At 68.2% G+C, this 16,754-nt stretch carries 13 protein-coding genes and 1 pseudogene; 7 read left to right on the top strand and 7 right to left on the bottom strand.

What is annotated here, in order from left to right:
* Positions 1-18: 18 nt before the first annotated feature.
* Complete coding sequence (locus tag ACIHAX_RS22525) at positions 19-1,455, bottom strand: MFS transporter (protein WP_397279391.1); 1,437 nt, start codon at positions 1,453-1,455, stop codon at positions 19-21.
* A gap of 100 nt (positions 1,456-1,555) precedes the next feature.
* On the opposite strand from ACIHAX_RS22525, the gene ACIHAX_RS22520 reads away from it, so the two are divergent.
* Both ACIHAX_RS22520 and coaE read left to right on the top strand, forming a co-directional pair.
* Complete coding sequence (locus ACIHAX_RS22520) at positions 1,556-1,978, top strand: MarR family transcriptional regulator (RefSeq protein WP_355078220.1); 423 nt, start codon at positions 1,556-1,558, stop codon at positions 1,976-1,978.
* 1,090 nt (positions 1,979-3,068) lie between these two features.
* Positions 3,069-4,280, top strand: coding sequence for a dephospho-CoA kinase (coaE, locus tag ACIHAX_RS22515; RefSeq protein ID WP_364430365.1), 1,212 nt, complete (start codon positions 3,069-3,071; stop codon positions 4,278-4,280).
* A gap of 58 nt (positions 4,281-4,338) precedes the next feature.
* Here the strand turns inward: coaE and ACIHAX_RS22510 are convergent, their stop codons facing one another.
* A complete protein-coding gene (locus ACIHAX_RS22510) occupies positions 4,339-4,863 on the bottom strand; it encodes a DUF402 domain-containing protein (RefSeq protein ID WP_355078218.1) in 525 nt (174 codons plus the stop codon).
* Between the two features lie 57 nt (positions 4,864-4,920).
* Complete coding sequence (locus ACIHAX_RS22505; RefSeq protein ID WP_356967866.1) at positions 4,921-5,571, bottom strand: hypothetical protein; 651 nt, start codon at positions 5,569-5,571, stop codon at positions 4,921-4,923.
* Between the two features lie 500 nt (positions 5,572-6,071).
* On the opposite strand from ACIHAX_RS22505, the gene uvrB reads away from it, so the two are divergent.
* On the top strand, positions 6,072-8,261 hold the full coding sequence (gene uvrB, locus ACIHAX_RS22500; protein ID WP_356967868.1) for an excinuclease ABC subunit UvrB: 2,190 nt from the start codon (positions 6,072-6,074) through the stop codon (positions 8,259-8,261).
* Between the two features lie 65 nt (positions 8,262-8,326).
* Here uvrB and ACIHAX_RS22495 read toward each other — a convergent pair whose 3' ends face one another.
* Complete coding sequence (locus ACIHAX_RS22495; RefSeq protein WP_355078215.1) at positions 8,327-8,797, bottom strand: VOC family protein; 471 nt, start codon at positions 8,795-8,797, stop codon at positions 8,327-8,329.
* Positions 8,798-8,849: 52 nt separating this feature from the next.
* Between ACIHAX_RS22495 and ACIHAX_RS22490 the strand changes: the two genes are divergently transcribed.
* The 3 genes from ACIHAX_RS22490 to ACIHAX_RS22480 all read left to right on the top strand — a co-directional run bounded on the left by ACIHAX_RS22490 (position 8,850) and on the right by ACIHAX_RS22480 (position 11,133).
* Positions 8,850-9,752 (top strand): DUF6597 domain-containing transcriptional factor, encoded by a 903-nt coding sequence (locus ACIHAX_RS22490; RefSeq protein WP_397279388.1) that lies wholly within the window; start codon positions 8,850-8,852, stop codon positions 9,750-9,752.
* 28 nt (positions 9,753-9,780) lie between these two features.
* Positions 9,781-10,194, top strand: a complete 414-nt coding sequence (locus tag ACIHAX_RS22485; protein WP_355078213.1) for a DoxX family membrane protein — start codon at positions 9,781-9,783, stop codon at positions 10,192-10,194.
* 486 nt (positions 10,195-10,680) lie between these two features.
* Positions 10,681-11,133: a universal stress protein gene (locus tag ACIHAX_RS22480; protein ID WP_355078212.1), complete on the top strand. Its 453-nt coding sequence runs from the start codon at positions 10,681-10,683 to the stop codon at positions 11,131-11,133.
* A gap of 82 nt (positions 11,134-11,215) precedes the next feature.
* On the opposite strand, the gene ACIHAX_RS22475 is transcribed toward ACIHAX_RS22480, so the two are convergent.
* The 3 genes and pseudogenes from ACIHAX_RS22475 to ACIHAX_RS22465 all read right to left on the bottom strand — a co-directional run bounded on the left by ACIHAX_RS22475 (position 11,216) and on the right by ACIHAX_RS22465 (position 15,329).
* Positions 11,216-13,513, bottom strand: coding sequence for a HelD family protein (locus ACIHAX_RS22475; RefSeq protein ID WP_397279386.1), 2,298 nt, complete (start codon positions 13,511-13,513; stop codon positions 11,216-11,218).
* Positions 13,514-13,684: 171 nt separating this feature from the next.
* Positions 13,685-13,969: pseudogene (locus ACIHAX_RS22470) on the bottom strand (antibiotic biosynthesis monooxygenase family protein); the annotation flags it as partial.
* 10 nt (positions 13,970-13,979) lie between these two features.
* Positions 13,980-15,329 carry a diguanylate cyclase domain-containing protein gene (locus tag ACIHAX_RS22465; RefSeq protein WP_355078211.1) on the bottom strand — a complete coding sequence of 450 codons (1,350 nt, stop codon included), beginning with the start codon at positions 15,327-15,329 and terminating at the stop codon, positions 13,980-13,982.
* A 279-nt stretch (positions 15,330-15,608) separates the two neighbouring features.
* Here ACIHAX_RS22465 and ACIHAX_RS22460 point away from each other — a divergent pair, with 279 nt between their 5' ends.
* On the top strand, positions 15,609-16,751 hold the full coding sequence (locus ACIHAX_RS22460; protein WP_355078341.1) for a beta-ketoacyl synthase N-terminal-like domain-containing protein: 1,143 nt from the start codon (positions 15,609-15,611) through the stop codon (positions 16,749-16,751).
* The last annotated feature ends 3 nt before the right edge of the window (positions 16,752-16,754 follow it).

Below are 16,754 nucleotides of genomic sequence, written 5' to 3'. Positions count from 1 at the left end.
CGTCGCCGGTCCATGAATTCAGCGAGCCGGTGCCGGAGCGGTGCCGGCTTTCGCTGTGATGCCGAGTGCCGCGAGGATCGCCGCCACCGCGAGAATCGCCGAGCTGATTTCGAATGCGAGCCGGAATCCCTGGGTGAGTGCGGATTCGGTGGAGATCCCGGACTCGAGCAACGCGGTGCTGCGGCTGATCGCGACGGTGCTGAGCACGCCGAGCCCGAACGCGCCGCCGAGCTGTTGCGTCGTCGTCACCAGTCCGGAGGCCAGTCCGGTGATGTCCTCGTGGGTTTCACCGACCGCCGCGATGGTGATCGACACGAACGCCAAGCCCATTCCGAACCCGGCGGCCAGCATGCCCGGCAACAGCTCGAGATAGCCTCCCGTGGGTGACAGCCGCGACAGCGCGAGCATGCCGAGACCGCAGGCGACCATCGCGGTGGTCAGAACCCAGCGGACGCCCAAACGTGGAGTGAGGGCCGCCGAAGTCGCGAAGCCCGCGATCACCAACGCGCAGAACGGCAGCCAGGCCGCTCCGGTTCGGGCCGGGCTGTAGTGCATGACCTGCTGCAGGTGGAGGGTGAGGAAGAACAACATCGACAGGATCGCCGAGCAGAACAGGACGTTGGCCGCGTTGGCGACCGCCCGATCCCGATCGCGGAAGAACGACAAGGGAATCAGGGGGGACGCGTGGCGCCGTTCGCGGACGAGGAACGCGAGCAGCAGCGCGAGACCCGCATCCAGCCGGAACGCCGTCGCGGCGAAGGATGCTCGGCCGCTGTCGATCAGCCCGTAGTCGAACGCCGCGACCGCCGCGGTGATCAGGGCTGCGCCGAGCCCGTCGATGCGCGGCCGCACGGCCTCGCTCCGGGTTCCCGTCTCGACCAGTCGTGGAATCGCGACCAGGGCGATCAGCGCCACCGGCACATTGATGAAGAAGCACCAACGCCAGCTCGCGTACTGAGTGATGACGCCGGAAAGCACCACGCCGAGCGTGGCCGCCAAGCCGCCGAGGCCGGCCCAGATGCCCAAGGCGCGACTTCGCGCCCGTGGGTCGGTGAACAATCCCGCGACGATGCTCAGCGCGGCCGGACTGGCGAGAGCGCCGCCGATGCCCTGACCCGCCCGGCTCGCCACCACCATCAAGCCGTTCTGCGCGAGGCCGGTGGTCAGTGACGCGACCGCGAACACGGTGACGCCCACCAGGAAGACGCGCTTGCCGCCGAACAGGTCGGCGCAACGTCCGCCGAAGATCAGGAACCCGCCGAACAGCAGGAGGTAGGCGTTGACGATCCAGGTCAGGTCGCTTTCGGACATGTGCAGCGAGCGCTGGATGGTGGGCAGTGCGACGTTGACCACGGTGTCGTCGAGATTCAGCATCATCTGCACCGAGCACAACAGCGTCAACGCCAGATAGCCGGACCTCAGGCCGGGGCGCGGTGCGATCGTCGAAGTAGTCATGGTTCCTTCATTGGTGGTGTACCACTATTACCGAGCTATGGTGACATCCGATTTAATGGTGGTCAACCACTAATTAGTGTGCCGTGGGTAGGCTGTGCCGGTGAGCGAACCGCAAGAGGTGCCGAGCATGGCGGAGTTGGTCGACGTGCTGCAGCGCGCGGTCGGGCTGGTGCGTGCGCATTTCGCCGCTGCCACAGCGCGTTTGGGCGTGACCCCGGCGCAGGCGAAGGCGCTGGGGCGACTGGCTACGCCCATGACGCCGAAGGATCTCTCCCGTCAGTTGGGTGCCGACCTGTCGAATACCGCGACCATGGTGGACCGCTTGGAGGCGCTGGGCTTGGTGCGCAAGGAGGTGCACCCCACCGATCGCCGCGCGCGCCTGCTGACTCTCACCGAGCGGGGAGAGGACCTCCGGAGAACTCTCGATCGAGAGGTGTTCGACAACGTGCCAGCACTGGCCGTGCTCGACGAACCGGAGCGCAGGCAACTGTACGGGCTGCTGCGCCGCGTGACGTCGGGCTGAGCGCCGCGAGAGACCCGGTAGCCCGGCTCGCTGCGGATGGTTTGCCAGGAGACGCACCACATCGAGAATCCGAAAGGCGTCGGCCGCTGGTGAAAGGCGATATCCCGCTGGCGATAATGCCGGGAATTCGGTCGTCGGCGCTTATGGGACCGTTCGGTGGGTCGAGTTGCGCGAGAAGCCGTGGAAACGGCGGCGGTTTCGGAGATGTTTTTCTCTCGTCCCGGTGACGGTCACGAATCGAAACCGAGTGCATGCCGTGTCGTCGCACGGCTTCGTCACCGAATCGGAGGAGAACTTTCGTAATTATTTACGATGTCACCCGGGCATCCGGGCCGCTCGGAGTTCGCGCTCGGGGAAGCACGGCTTATTCGGGGACGGTCGGCGCGGAGTTCCGCCGGAAGCGAGTTCACTGTCGCGGCCCGCCATCGATCTTGCATCTGTACTTACATTCTGTCCGGCCGATGTCGCGCACCGGGAACCGCGCTCACCGTTGGCACGCAAAACAGTGGCCCAGCCTTGGCGAGAGGCTGGGCCACTTCGAGCTCGGGTTCAGCTTGCGGTAGCAGGTACCCACCGGACCGCGGGTGCGGCCGGACGGTTCCGCATGGCAGCGAAACTGTGCCGCGCGGGACTGATGAACGCGGTGAACCAAGAGCGACGGTGCTCGGCGAGCGCCGCCGCGACAGCGGGGATCTGAATGCAGTGCACTCGCCCCGCCATGCCCAGGCGGTGGCGACCCGCCCGGTTGATTCTGGTGCCCAATGGTGTTCCTTTGCTTCGCTGGTGTCGGCCTGGATCGCCACGGCGAAGATTAGCGGAACGAAACTGATCGGCAGAGTATTTTGCCCGAGTAATTGCCTCGGCGTGTCGGAAAGTCGTCGCGGCCGAACCGTAAACATCCGGAATTGTTGCGAATCGGTCTCGGCGCTGTCACGGATCGGGCAAATGGCTTCCCGGGCGGTGGAATACGCGACCGCATCGGGTAATCGGCCGGATCGCCCGTCGACGGGCCGGGCCTACGAGGCGGACCGTCGCCGACGCGTTCGGGGCAGCACAGGCCCCCGCCAGGCCCGGATGCGAGACTGGTCGAATGTTACGAATCGGCCTCACCGGAGGCATGGGAGCGGGGAAGTCGACGGTGGCTCGCGCACTGGCCGACCTCGGCGCGGTGGTCATCGATTCCGACCTCATCGCCAGGGAGGTGGTCGAGCCGGGCACCGAGGGACTCGCCGCGCTGGTGGAGGCGTTCGGCGCAGGCATCCTCGCCGCGGACGGCAGTCTCGACCGGCCCGCCCTGGCCGCCGCGGCCTTCGGTGACGACGCGGCGCGCGCGAGACTGAATTCGATCGTGCACCCGCTCGTCGGAAAACGTACCGCGGAATTGATCGCGGCCGCACCCGCGGACGCCGTTGTGGTGCAGGATATTCCGCTTCTGGTGGAAAACGGCCTGGCGCCGTTGATGAATCTCGTGCTCATCGTCGACGTCGACGCGGAAACGCGAATTCGCCGTTTGGTGGAATTCCGTGGTGTCGCCGAATCCGATGCGCGTGCGCGTATTTCGGCGCAGGCCACCGACGAGCAGCGTCGAGCCGTTGCCGATGTTTTGCTGGACAACAGTGGCGCGCCGGGTGAGGTCGAGGCGGAGGTACGCGCGCTGTGGGCGGAGCGCCTGGTGCCCTTCGAGCGCAACCTGCGCGCCGGGACGCCCGCGCGACGCGGTGACATCCGGCTGGTGCCCGCCGATCCGGCCTGGCCGGCGCAGGCGCAGCGGCTGATCGCAAGGCTGTGGGTGGCCTGCGGCAGCGCCGCCTCCCGGATCGACCACGTCGGTTCCACGTCCGTGCCGGGCCTGCCCGCCAAGGACGTAATCGATCTGCAGATCACGGTCGCCGACCTGGCCGCCGCCGACGGCCTGCGCGATGCCATCGCCGCCGCGGGATTCCCGGCGCGGCCAGAGAGTACCCAGGACAATCCCAAGCCGACGCCGCAGGACCCGGCGGGCGTGGACACCGCGCTGTGGAGCAAGCGCTTCCACCAGAGCGCCGACCCCGGCCGGCTGGCCAACGTGCACGTGCGCGTCGAGGGTTCGCCGGGGCAGCAGTACGCGCTGCTGCTGCGGGATTGGCTGCGTGCCGACGCCGGGGCTCGCGCGGAGTATCTCGCCGTCAAGCGTGAGGGTGAAGCCAAGGCGGCAGGGCTGACGGGAGCGGAGGCCACCGCCGCCTACCTCGACGTCAAAGAGCCCTGGTTCGACGCCGCGTATCCGCGGGCGCTCGCTTGGCGGGAGTCGTCGGCGCCTTAGCCGCTCCGGCCCCGGCCGTCCGCCGCGCCGATCGGGTCGGGTGTGCGCAGGTCCGGGACTACAGCCAGGTCAAGGTGATGTCCATGGTCTCCAGCCAGCCCTCGAAGGTGTGACCGTTCGCGGCGATGCCGTCGATGGCGGCGGTGGCGTGCTGCACCGCCGCCTCGGCGTCGGCGAGGCTGATCAGGCCCGCGGCGTGCGCGGCGATCAGCTCGTCGACGTCGAGCAGCTGCGTCTCGCGTGCGGAGCGCACGACGATGTCGAGGTAGTGATCGACGGACTTCCACTTCTTCGGGGCGACCGGCGTGAATTCACCGATGTCGAGGTAATAGTCCTGGTCGCGCCGATGCGCGGGCAGGTAGTGGAAGATGGTCGCGCGCAGGTGCAGCTTCGGCAGCAACCAGGACTCGATGTAGTGGAACTGCGGGTGATCCGAGGTGCGCGCCATGTACAGGCCCCACGGCTCGACGTGGTACTTCTCGACCGGGCGCACGAAGCCTTTCGGATCCGTGTTCGTCAGGTCCGCGAGGTTGAAGTACTCGACTTTGGGCCGGTGCACGTCGACGATGGGTGCCTGCGTCATGCATCAAGAATCTACCGCCGTTCCCGGCGCGTCGAGCCGGAGGCAGTAATCCGCGGGCTACATCCAGGTGAGGGTGATGCCGTGGGTGGCGAGCCAGCCCTCCACGCGGTGATCGTGCGCGGCCAGCCCGTCCAGCACGGCCGTGGCCCGCTCGAACGCCCGGTGCGCCTGCGCCGTCTCGACCAGTCCCGCGGCATGCGCGGCGAGCAGTTCGTCGACGCCGAGCAGTTCGGCGGTGCCGCCGCGGCGCACGGCGATGGACAAGTACTGGTCCACCGCCTTCCAGCGTTTCTGGCCGACCCGGCTGAACTCGCCGACGTCGAGGCGGTAGACCGGTTCCCGGTGGTGCGCCGGGTTGGTCCGCGCCAGCGTCGCGCGCAACGAGAGTCCCGGCAGCAACCAGGATTCGAGGTAGTGCGAATCCGGTCCGCCGACCCGGCGGGCCATGTACAGGCCCCACGGCTCGACGTGGAAGCGGTCGACCGGGCGGACGAAGCCCTTGGCGTCGGTGTTGCTGAGTTCGGCCAGATTGAAGAACTCCACCCGCGGCCGGTGCGGCGCCGGTCTGACGGGAGCGATCGGCCCTGGTGGGGCGGCCATGACGGCGCCGGCGACGGAGGGAACCACCGCGCGGATGTCTCTGGCGACGTACCCGGCGATGCCGGTCACAGCCGGCACGGCGACGAGCAATGGAATCAGACCGCTCATGGCTTTTGTCCTTCACCACGTCCGAACAACCAGATCAGGTTACACCTGGGTCGGGGTGCTCGCGCGGTTCGCGATAAGGTGTTCTTCCACACGAAACCTGTTGCCGCAACGGACATTTCGGACATGTAACCGTTCGCGCCGAGCGCGGGTACGTGGGCTGTGAGGATGCGGTCGAGCGCAGGCCGCACGGCGAACTCCGTGCCGCCGAGGATGATAGGAGCGGGCTCGCACCGCTTCATCGAAAGTCGTTGAAATCGTTCGCTTTCGGTGTACCCACCGCGCGGTGTCGCTTATCCCCTTCTTCTCGATGGCCGACAGGCGGCTCGATCGCGTCCGCGCGTATCGGTGGCACGCGAACTCGGGAACTTTCGGCGAACGACCGGCCGGCGACCGCTTTCGGTGTGATCGGTTTCACAGCGCCGAAGCGCGGGGCATCACCCGGCTCGTGACCGTCCGTTGTCCACGGGAACCTGTCGGTGGGTGGGCCTAGGCTGGTGAGCATGGCATTCGCAACCGAGATTCCGGCGGAGGGCTTCGAGGACAGGGCCGCCGAGCAGCCGCTCGCGCACTCGGAGTTCCGCCCGGTCGGCGAGATCGAGCGCGTCGGCGGCCGGTTCGAGGTGGTCAGCGAGCACCAGCCCGCGGGCGACCAGCCTGCCGCGATCGCCGAACTGGAGCGCAGGATCACCGCGGGGGAACGCGACGTGGTGCTGCTCGGCGCCACCGGTACCGGCAAGTCGGCCACGACGGCCTGGCTGATCGAGCGGTTGCAGCGGCCGACGCTGGTGATGGCGCCGAACAAGACGCTCGCCGCCCAGCTGGCCAACGAACTGCGCGAGATGCTGCCGAACAACGCCGTCGAGTACTTCGTCTCCTACTACGACTACTACCAACCCGAGGCGTACATCGCGCAGACCGACACCTACATCGAGAAGGACAGCTCGATCAACGACGACGTCGAGCGGCTGCGCCATTCGGCGACCTCGAGCCTGCTGTCCCGGCGCGATGTGGTGGTGGTCGCCTCGGTGTCGTGCATCTACGGCCTCGGCACGCCCCAGTCGTATCTCGACCGGTCGGTGCAGCTGCAGGTCGGCACCGAGATCGATCGGGACGCGCTGCTGCGGCTGCTGGTCGACGTGCAGTACACCCGCAACGACATGGCGTTCACCCGCGGCTCGTTCCGGGTGCGCGGCGACACCGTGGAGATCATCCCGTCCTACGAGGAACTCGCCGTTCGCATCGAGTTCTTCGGCGACGAGATCGAGGCGCTGTACTACCTGCACCCGCTCACCGGCGACGTCGTCCGTCAGGTCGACATGCTGCGGATCTTCCCCGCCACCCACTATGTGGCGGGCCCGGAGCGGATGGAGCGCGCGGTGCACGACATCGAGGCCGAGCTGGAGGACCGGCTCGCCGAGCTGGAACGTCAGGGCAAGCTGCTCGAGGCGCAACGGCTGCGCATGCGCACCCAATACGACCTGGAGATGATCCGGCAGGTCGGCTTCTGCTCCGGCATCGAGAACTACTCCCGCCACATCGACGGCCGCCCGGCCGGTTCGGCGCCCGCGACGCTGCTGGATTACTTCCCGGAGGACTTCCTGCTCGTCATCGACGAGTCGCACAACACCGTCCCGCAGATCGGCGGTATGTACGAGGGCGACATGTCCCGCAAGCGCAACCTGGTGGAGTACGGCTTCCGGTTGCCGTCCGCGGTGGACAACCGGCCGCTGACCTGGGAGGAATTCGCCGATCGGATCGGGCAGACGGTGTATCTGTCGGCGACTCCCGGTCCGTACGAACTCGGGCAGACCGGTGGCGAGGTGGTCGAGCAGGTCATCCGGCCGACCGGCCTGGTCGATCCGCAGGTCGTGGTGAAGCCGACGAAGGGGCAGATCGACGATCTGATCCACGAGATCAGGCAGCGCACCGAGCGTGACGAACGGGTCCTGGTCACCACGCTCACGAAGAAGATGGCCGAGGACCTCACCGACTACCTGCTCGGGCTGGGGGTTCGGGTGCGCTATCTGCACTCCGAGATCGACACCTTGCGCCGCGTCGAGCTGCTGCGGCAGCTGCGGCTCGGCGAATACGACGTGCTGGTGGGCATCAACCTGCTGCGCGAGGGCCTCGACCTGCCCGAGGTGTCGCTGGTGGCGATCCTCGACGCGGACAAGGAAGGATTTCTCCGCAGCACGACCGCGCTGATCCAGACGATCGGGCGCGCGGCGCGCAACGTCTCCGGCGAAGTGCACATGTACGCGGACAAGATCACCGACTCGATGCAGTTCGCCATCGACGAGACCGAACGCCGCCGCGCGAAACAGATCGCCTACAACGAGGAAATGGGCATCGATCCGAAGCCGCTGCGCAAGAAGATCGCCGACATCCTCGATCAGGTGTACCGCGAGGCCGACGAGACCGAGGTGGAGGTCGGCGGCTCCGGACGCAACGCCAGCCGGGGCAGACGCGCGCAAGGCGAGCCGGGGCGGGCGGTGAGCGCGGGTGTGTACGAGGGCCGCGACGTCAAGTCGATGCCGCGCGCCGAACTGGCCGATCTCGTGAAGGAACTCACCGCACAGATGATGAACGCGGCTCGGGAGTTGCAGTTCGAACTCGCCGGGCGGTTACGCGACGAGATCGCGGATCTGAAGAAGGAATTGCGCGGCATGGACGCCGCCGGGTTGAGTTGATCCGGGGCGCAGCGGCGCTGCCTCCGCGGTCCGTTCCCGGAACGACCGCGGAGGCAGCCGAGCCGTCAGGCCTGGGTGGCCATCCATTCGTTCACCCGGCGCTCGGCCTCTTCGCGCGAGACGTCCTCGACCTTGGTGAGCACCACCCAGCGGTGCCCGAAGGGATCGATCACCACGCCGAACCGGTCGCCGGTCACGAAGGTCTGCGGCTCCTCGACCTTGCGGGCGCCGTGTTCGACGGCGCGCCGCACTACGGCGTCGACATCGGGGCAGTAGTGCACGATCGAGGTGTGCACCCACTCGCCGTTCGGCGCCAGCACGCCGTTGTCCGGGATGGGCAGCCCCATCTGCAGGGTCGAGTCGCCGATCTTCAGTTCGGCGTGCGCGGGCTGCCCGTCGGGCATGTCGTTGCGAGTGACGACCTCGGCCTCGAAGACGGCGGTGTAGAAATCGATCGCTTTGTTGCCGTCGCCGACCGCGAGGAAACAGGTGATCGAGTGGTAGCCATCGGCGATGGGATTCACTGTGTTCGTCATGACCACTACTTTCGCCGGTCCGGGCCCCCGGGTCTTGTAAGAAAGCGACACCGTGCCGCGTAGCGCCGAATCATCCGCCGCCGAGCCGCCGCAGCCCCGCAATCCCTTTGCGCCCGAGGACACGAAGGGCATTCTGCATCCGGACGAGCAGGCGAAGCATCGCTCTCTGGTTCGCTTGCCGCCGGGTCCCGCGGTCGACCGCTACATCGAGTGGTACTGGGCGGTGAGCTGGGATCTGCGGGGAAGGCCGCCGTACCGGGCGGAGGTCCTGTCCTATCCGAGCGTGAACGTCACCTTCGAGCGATCCGAAACGCGCACCGGCGGATTCGTCAACGGCGTGACCACCACGAAATTCATCCGCGAACTCAGCGGGCTCGGGGAGACGTTCGGCATCCGCTTCCGTGCGGGCGGATTCGGCGCGTTCACCGGCCTGGATGTCGGCTCGTTCCGCGATCGCGCCGTGCCACTCGCCGACGTGCTGCCCGACGCCGCGAACTTGACCGAACGCGTGCTGGACGCGCCGACTGTCGAGCGGCGTCGCCACATCGTCGAGGAATACCTCGCCGACCACCCCGCGGTCGAGGACCCGACCTATCGGTCGGTGCTGCGCATCATCGACGCCATGGCCACCGACCAGGAGCTCACCAGGGTCGATCAGATCGCCGAGCGGTTCGATGTGCCCGCCCGCACGCTGCAGCGCATGTTCCGCCGCTACGTCGGCGCGGGGCCGAAATGGGTGCTGCGGCGCTATCGATTGCAGGACGGCGCCGATCTGCTCGCGAAAGGCCGTACCGGGGATCTCGCCGCGTTGGCCGCGGACCTGGGCTATTTCGACCAGGCCCATTTCTCGCGTGAGTTCACCGCGGAAGTGGGTATGGCACCCCTGGAATACGCCAAGAATTCCCTACGTCTCCGGAACGAGGTCACCGCCAAGGTCATCCCGGCGAGGGCTTAGTTGCCGGACAGCCGACGAGGAGCTGGACATGGATGTCGTGGTGTTGATCGGACGAGTGTTGTTCGCGCTGCTGTTCCTGGCCTCCGCCCTCGGGCATTTCACTCAGACCGAGGCGATGGCGGGGTACGCGCGGAGTAAGGGCGTCCCGATGGCGAAGGCCGCAGTGTTCGGCTCGGGGGCGCTGTTCCTGCTGGGCGGCCTCAGCGTGCTGTTGGGCATCTGGGCCGACCTCGGTTCGCTGCTGTTGGTAGTCGCGCTGCTGCCGACGGCGGCCGTGATGCACCGGTTCTGGCAGGAGTCCGATCCGCAGACCAGACAGGGCGAGATGATCCATTTCAACAAGGACGTCGCCCTGGCGGGCGCCGCCCTGATGCTGTTCGCGTTCTTCGCGCACGTCGACGAACTCGGATTGACCATCACCGGTCCGCTTTTCGACCTCTAGTCCGCGCTCCGCGCGCTAATATTGCGCGTCCTTTTCACCGCAGGAAGAAGAAGCCATGGACATCATCGGAGCGATTCTCGGCATATTCTGGGCAAACTATCGGCAGTGGCCGTAGCCGCACGGTAGTCCGGGCCCGATCGGTCCGTTCCCGGCACGTGATCAACGTGCGGGGCGGACCGATCTTCGTGTGACGGACCTGGCTCTGTGATGAATATCCCAGGCCCGCAACGGCGTTGAAGGCCGTTGTGGCACATCACAAGTTTAGTTCTCCGAAATTGCGTCTGCCCTGGTTGGTCCGGCCCTTCCGGTATTCCCTGGCGAATACGCGGCGGGAATGGCCGGACGGCCCCGGTGTGATGTCTTGCGATTTCTGAAATTTCCGCACCGATTGCCGCTATGGTCGACCCCAGTCGCCGCGCCGGCGCGCCGTCGAACCAGAGGCGAACCCGTGCGCAGCACCCGACACACCGCATAGTTGGAGGAGAAATGACCGCCTACCGGACCATTGTCGTCGGTACCGATGGCTCGGACTCGTCGTATGTCGCCGTCGAGAAGGCAGGGGCGCTGGCCGGTGTGTCCGGCGCGACCCTGGTCGTGGCCTGCGCGTACTACCCGACCGACGACCGCGATGTCGCCGCCGCGGCCGACGTGCTCAAGGAGGAGGCTTACCAGGTACGCGGTTCCGCGCCGACCAATGAGATCCTGCGCGTCGCCAGGGACAAGGCGATCGCGGCGGGTGCGGCCGACATCGTCGAGCGCGCCATCGTCGGCGAGCCGGTGGAATCGCTGCTGGCGCTGGTCAAGGAGGTCGACGCCGATCTGCTGGTCGTCGGTAACCGGGGCCTGAACACCTTGGCCGGACGGCTGCTCGGCTCGGTGCCCTCCGATGTGGCGCGCAAATCGCGCTCCGACGTCCTGATCGTGCACACCGTGCGCTGAGTCCCGCCTCGGCCGAAAGGCTCCGTGCCCACCGCGAACAGCGTTGTGGCACGGAGCCTTTCGTCTTCCGGTGCGTCGGTGATCAGCGCAGCCGGTCGAGCACGGCGGGCAGGTCCGCGCTGTGCACCACGCCGAGCCGCTGGGTGGCGCGGGTCAGCGCGACGTACAGATCGTTGAGGCCACGCGGCGATTCGTCGAGGATGTCCCGCGGTTCGACCAGATAGACCGCGTCGAACTCCAAACCCTTCACCTCGTGCACGGTCAGCACGCGCACCGATTCGCCCGCGAGGTCGGCCAGCGGTGCCACCAGCGCCTGCGGCGCGATCACCGCCGTGGTCCCCGGCCCCGTCTCGGGGGCGACCAGCCGGGCGACCTCCGCGTGCACGTCGCCGGGCTCGACCCGGTACGCGCGCGGCGCGACGCCGGTCGCGCGGACCGAGCGCGGCGCGGTCGCCGTCGGATCGATGGCGGCGAGGACGTCGGCGGCTACGTCCATGATCTCCGCGGGGGTGCGGTAGTTGACGGTGAGTTCGGTCAGCTTCCACCGGGCCGCGACGTAGGGCTCCAGCATCCGCTGCCACGACGACGTGCCCGCCGGGTCGCCGGTCTGCGCGACGTCGCCGACCACCGTCACCCACCGGTTCGGGATGCGCCGCATCACCATGCGCCAGGCCATCTCAGACAGCTCCTGCGCCTCGTCCACGATCACGTGGCCGTAGGTCCAGGTGCGGTCGCCCGCAGCGCGCTCCGCGGTCGTCTGGCGGGTGCGGAAGTCCTGGCGTTCGGCCAGCTGGCCGGCATCGATCAGGTCGTAGGCCATCAGAATCTCGGGATCGAGGTCGTCCTCCAGATCCTGGGGCGCGGAGCCGGTGAGGATGTCGAGGGCGTCCTGCGCCTCGGCGAGCTGGGCGCGCCAGCGGCGGCGGGCGCGTTCGCGTTCCTCGGTGTCGTCCACGCCGAGCAGTTCGGCCAGCTCGTCCAGCAGCGGTGCGTCCGCCGGACTGAACCGCCCGTCGTCCGGCCGGAGCAGTTCGGCGCGGTCGGCCGGGTCCAGCGAGCTGGCGGCCCGGTCCAGTCGCTTCGGGTCGGCGAGCAGTTCGGCCAGGACATCCTGCGGGGACAGGATCGGCCACAGTTTCGCGATCGCCGCCTGGATCTGCGGGTCGGCGCGCATCTCGTCGCGGATCTCGGTGAGATCGGCCGAGCTGAGCAGACTGGGCCCACCGGAGAGGTCGGCGCCCATGGTCGCGGCGAGCTGATCGGTCAGCGCATCGATCACCGAGGCGGCGAAGATCGGCCGCGCCAGGTTGTGCGGGCGGCGCGAGGAACGGGCGCGGCCACGGGCCTTGGTGGCGATCTTGCGATCCAGCGTGACCGGATAGCCGTCGAAGCCCAACCGGATCGGTTCGGCGGGCACCTCCTGACGGTCGCGCACGGCCTGCTTGAGCACCTCGAGTATCGTCAGCGACCCCTTGATCTCGCCCGCGCGCAACGAGTCCTCGCGCGCGGCCCGGACGCCGGGGTACAGATCGCCGATGGTGGACAGCAGCACGCCGGTTTCGCCGAGCGACGGCAGCACCTGGCCGATGTAGTCGAGGAAGGTGGCGTTCGGCCCGATGATCAGCACGCCGCTCTTGGCCAGCTGCTGCCGATAGGTGTAGAGAAGATACGCCGCCCGGTGCAGCGCGACCGCCGTCTTGCCGGTGCCGGGCCCGCCCTGCACCACGAGCACGCTCTTGTGCTCGGAGCGGATGATCGCGTCCTGCTCGTGCTGGATGGTCTCGACGATGTCGTTCATGTGGCCGGTGCGCGCGGCGTTGAGCGCGGACAGCAGCGCGCTCTCGCTGCCGACACCGCCGTCCGCGGCCGTGACACCGGCCCGGCGCGCGGCGGTCAGATCGAGGTACTCGTCGTTGATCGCGGTGACCTTGCGGTTGCGCGAGCGGATATGCCTGCGCCGGGTCACCCCGTCCGGCGCCGCGGTGGTGGCCAGGTAGAACGGCCGCGCCAGCGGGGCGCGCCAGTCCAGCAGCAGGCTCTCGTAGTCGTCCTTCTCGTCGAGAATGCCGAGCCTGCCGATGTAGCGGTACTCCTCCTGTTCACCGTCGAGGTCGATGCGGCCGAAACACAGGCCGTGCTCGGCGGCGTCGTATTTCGCCAGGTCCTCGGTGTAGAGCTGACTGAAGGACTCCCGTTCGCTGCGGGCCTGCGGCGTGCCGCCGGTCTCCAGCAGCACGGTGCGCAGGCGATTGCGCGCGTAGTCGCGCATCTCGTCGAGCCGCTCGTACAGCACCGACAGGTAGGCCTGCTCCTGATCGGTTTCGCGGGTCCGCTCGGGCGCGCCGCCGCCTGCGGCACGGTCCTGAGTGAGGTCGGGCAAACTGAACTCCTTGTCACCGCGAACAGGCGCGCGCACGCCGCCGGGATCGGGCAGGTGCACGCACGGAAAACAGAGTTGTCGAGTCTACTGGGGTTGCGGCGGGCTCGCCGTAACCGCAGGTGAGGCCCCCGGCGCCGGGGCGGGGGCGAGGTCGGCGGGCGGTGTGAGCTGCACCGGCGTGAAATGCTCGACCACCGGGAACGGGTCGTAGAAGTGGTGTAGCAGGTCCTTCCAGCGCTGATATTCCGGCGAGCCGCGGAATCCGACGACGTGATCGTCGAGCCGGTCCCATTCCACCCGGAGCAGGTAGCTGCCCGGCGACTCGACACCGCGCGACAGCGACAGCGCCCGGAAGCCGGGCATGCTCGCGATGATCGGCCGTGCCGCGGCGAAGGCGGCTTCGAAATCGGCGGCGAGTTCGGGGCGAACCGGCAGAAGTGCGTGTTCGATGATCATGGCGAGCTCGTCAGGACGCGTGGGTGCTGTTGGGTCTGCGGCCTTTGGTGACGGTGCCTTCCCGCCGTCCAGGCGGCTTCGCGCGGTACATCGCCAAGTCCGCGTCGTGCAGCACCGCCTCCGGGCTGCGCCGGTCGCCCACCCCCAGTTCGGTGACGCCGATCGAGGCGTTCACCTCGATCCGGTGCCCGCGCGCGATGATCGGCTCGGCCATGGTGGAGCGCAGCCTGCTCACCAGCGCGTCGATGTCGACGCGGCGGGTGCGGCCGGACAGCAGGACCAGGAATTCGTCGCCGCCGAGCCTGCCGACGATGTCGTCGCCGCGCAGTGCGCGCTGCAGGCGCTGGGCGACGATCTGCAGCACGGTGTCGCCGATGGCGTGCCCGAGCGTGTCGTTGATCGCCTTGAACCCGTCAAGATCGATGAACAGCACGGTGGACACCGGCAGCAGTTCCTCGGTGCTGGCCAGCGCGGCGGCCAGCTGGGACAGGATCAGCGAGCGATTGGCCAGCCCGGTCAGCGAGTCGTGCGTGGCCTGATACTCCAATTGCCTTCTGCTGGCGCGGAATTCGGTGATGTCGGCGAAGGATGACACCGCCGACGAACGCGGATCGCCTGGATTGAGCAGGCGGCTGCTGCCCGACAGCCAGCGCCGCTGGCCGTCCACCCGGTCGACGCCGAAGACATAGCCGGTGATCGTCTCGCCCGTGGCCAGCGTGCGCGCTACCGGATGGCGGCTCGGCGGCAGCGGCTGGGCGTTCGCGTCCAGCAGCACCAGCGGCAACGACTGGATGGTGCGCCCGATGACCATGCCGTCGGGCCCCTCGGTACCGAAGATGCGCTTGGCCGCCGGGTTCATCGACTCGATCCGGCCCTCCGGATCGATCACCACGACGCCCTCCTCCAACTGGGACACGACCGTGGTGAAGTAGTGCTCGGCCCTGCGCTGCGCGGCCTCGGCATGGCGCTGGGCGGTGAGGTCGTGGATGACCACCTGATAGGCGAGGTGATCGTGCCACGCGGTCAGCACGGACACCGTCTCCACGGGCACGGTGCCGCCGTCCACCCGCATCAAGGTCATCTCGGTGGGAATCGAGGCCGCGCCCGCGGTGGTGAGTGTGCTGATGCGGTCGAGCATCGAGGGGACGGAGGCGGGGTGGACGAAGTCGGTCAGCGGGCGGCCGATGATCTCCTCGGCGTCCTCCGCGGCGAGCAACCGGACGGTGGCCGGGTTGACGTAGACGACCCGGCCACGCTCGTGCACACAGATCCCGTCCGGGGTGTGCTCGACCAGGGAGCGGTAGCGCGCAGCCAGCTGTTCGGCGGCGTCGACCGCCGCGGCCAGCTTGTCGTCACCCACTCGAACCCCCGATCATCGACCCCATTATGGCCATTGGAACACGGGATTATTCTGGTATCGACGTGGACAAGATCACATCCTCCACGCTATTGCTTCGATCACAGTACTGGCACGTTCTCGGGCCGGATCCGGCGATCATGGCAGAAACCGGTTTCTGCGTCGAGGCGGGGCAGACGGTTCGGCCCGCCCTGGGAGCCGGTGAAGGAGCGATACATGCCGGGTGCCGACCCGAACGCCGCTACGCGGTTCCGCACCGATCCGCGGGGGCCTCGAGACAACATGACCATCGCCGGGATCGGCGCGATCACCGGGTACGGATGGGGACGTGAACAGCTGTGGGACGGCTTGCTCAGCGGCAAGTCGGCGGCGGCTCTGCAACCGGGCTACGGGCCCGGCCGCGACGACGACGCGTGGGTCGCGCTCGTCCCCGACGGCGGGGACCCCGAGGTGAGCACGAGCCGGTACGGGCGGGCCGTGCACGAGGCGGCGCGGGAGGCCGTCGCCGACGCACGCGACCGGGGCTGGCGGCCAGGCCGCACCGTCGGCCTGCTGCACGCCATCGTGCTCGGCGACGTGGTGAACTGGCGCGACTTCTACCTCGTCGACGGCGGCCGCCGCCGGTCGAGGGACTACCTGCGGCTGTTGCCGTCCACGCCGGTCTCGATGCTGATGCAGGAATTCGGCTTCCACGGCCCGGCGATGAACATCTCCGCCGCGTGCAGTTCCGCCAACGTCGCGCTCATCACCGCGAAGCTCTGGCTGGACGCGGGCATGGCCGACGACGTGATCTTCGTGGCGACCGACCTGTCCGCAACCCCGGACATGCTGGACAGTTTCGTGCGGCTCGGCGCCGCGGTCGCCGACGCCGAACCGCTGGACGCCTGCCGTCCCTTCCAGGAGGGCAGTCGCGGGTTCAGCATGGGCGAGGCCTCGGTGGCGTTCGTGCTGACCCGTTCGGTGGATCGGCCCTATGCGGCGGTGCTCGGTGGCGCCATGTCCAACGACGCCTATCACGTGGTCTCGGTCGACCCGACACACGAGCAGATCCTCGACTGCGCTCGCGGCGCGCTCGCCGCCGCGCACGTCACCGCCGCCGACGTGCGCTATTTCAACGCGCACGGCACCGGGACCCGGCAGTGTGACGTGGCCGAGCACCATCTGCTCGCGGACGTGTTCGCCGACCGCCCGCACATCTACGCGGTGAAGCCGCTTGCGGGCCACTGCCAGGGCGCCGCGGCCGCCGTCGAGGTCGCGGCCGCCGCGCTCGGCTACGACCGGGGCATCGTGCCCGCGGCCCCGATCGTCGCGCCCGCGCATCCACGGCTGCTGGACGGCCCCACACCGTTCGAGGGCGGCATCACCGTGAAGCTCTCCCTCGGTATGGGCGGCAACAACTCCGTCGTGGTGCTCGGCGCCGCGTGATCG

The organism is Nocardia sp. NPDC051929, assembly GCF_044548645.1.
Taxonomy (GTDB): Bacteria; Actinomycetota; Actinomycetes; order Mycobacteriales; family Mycobacteriaceae; genus Nocardia; species Nocardia sichangensis.
The sequence above is the reverse complement of the archived record's forward strand: the minus strand, read 5'-3'. Positions and strand labels throughout refer to the sequence as shown.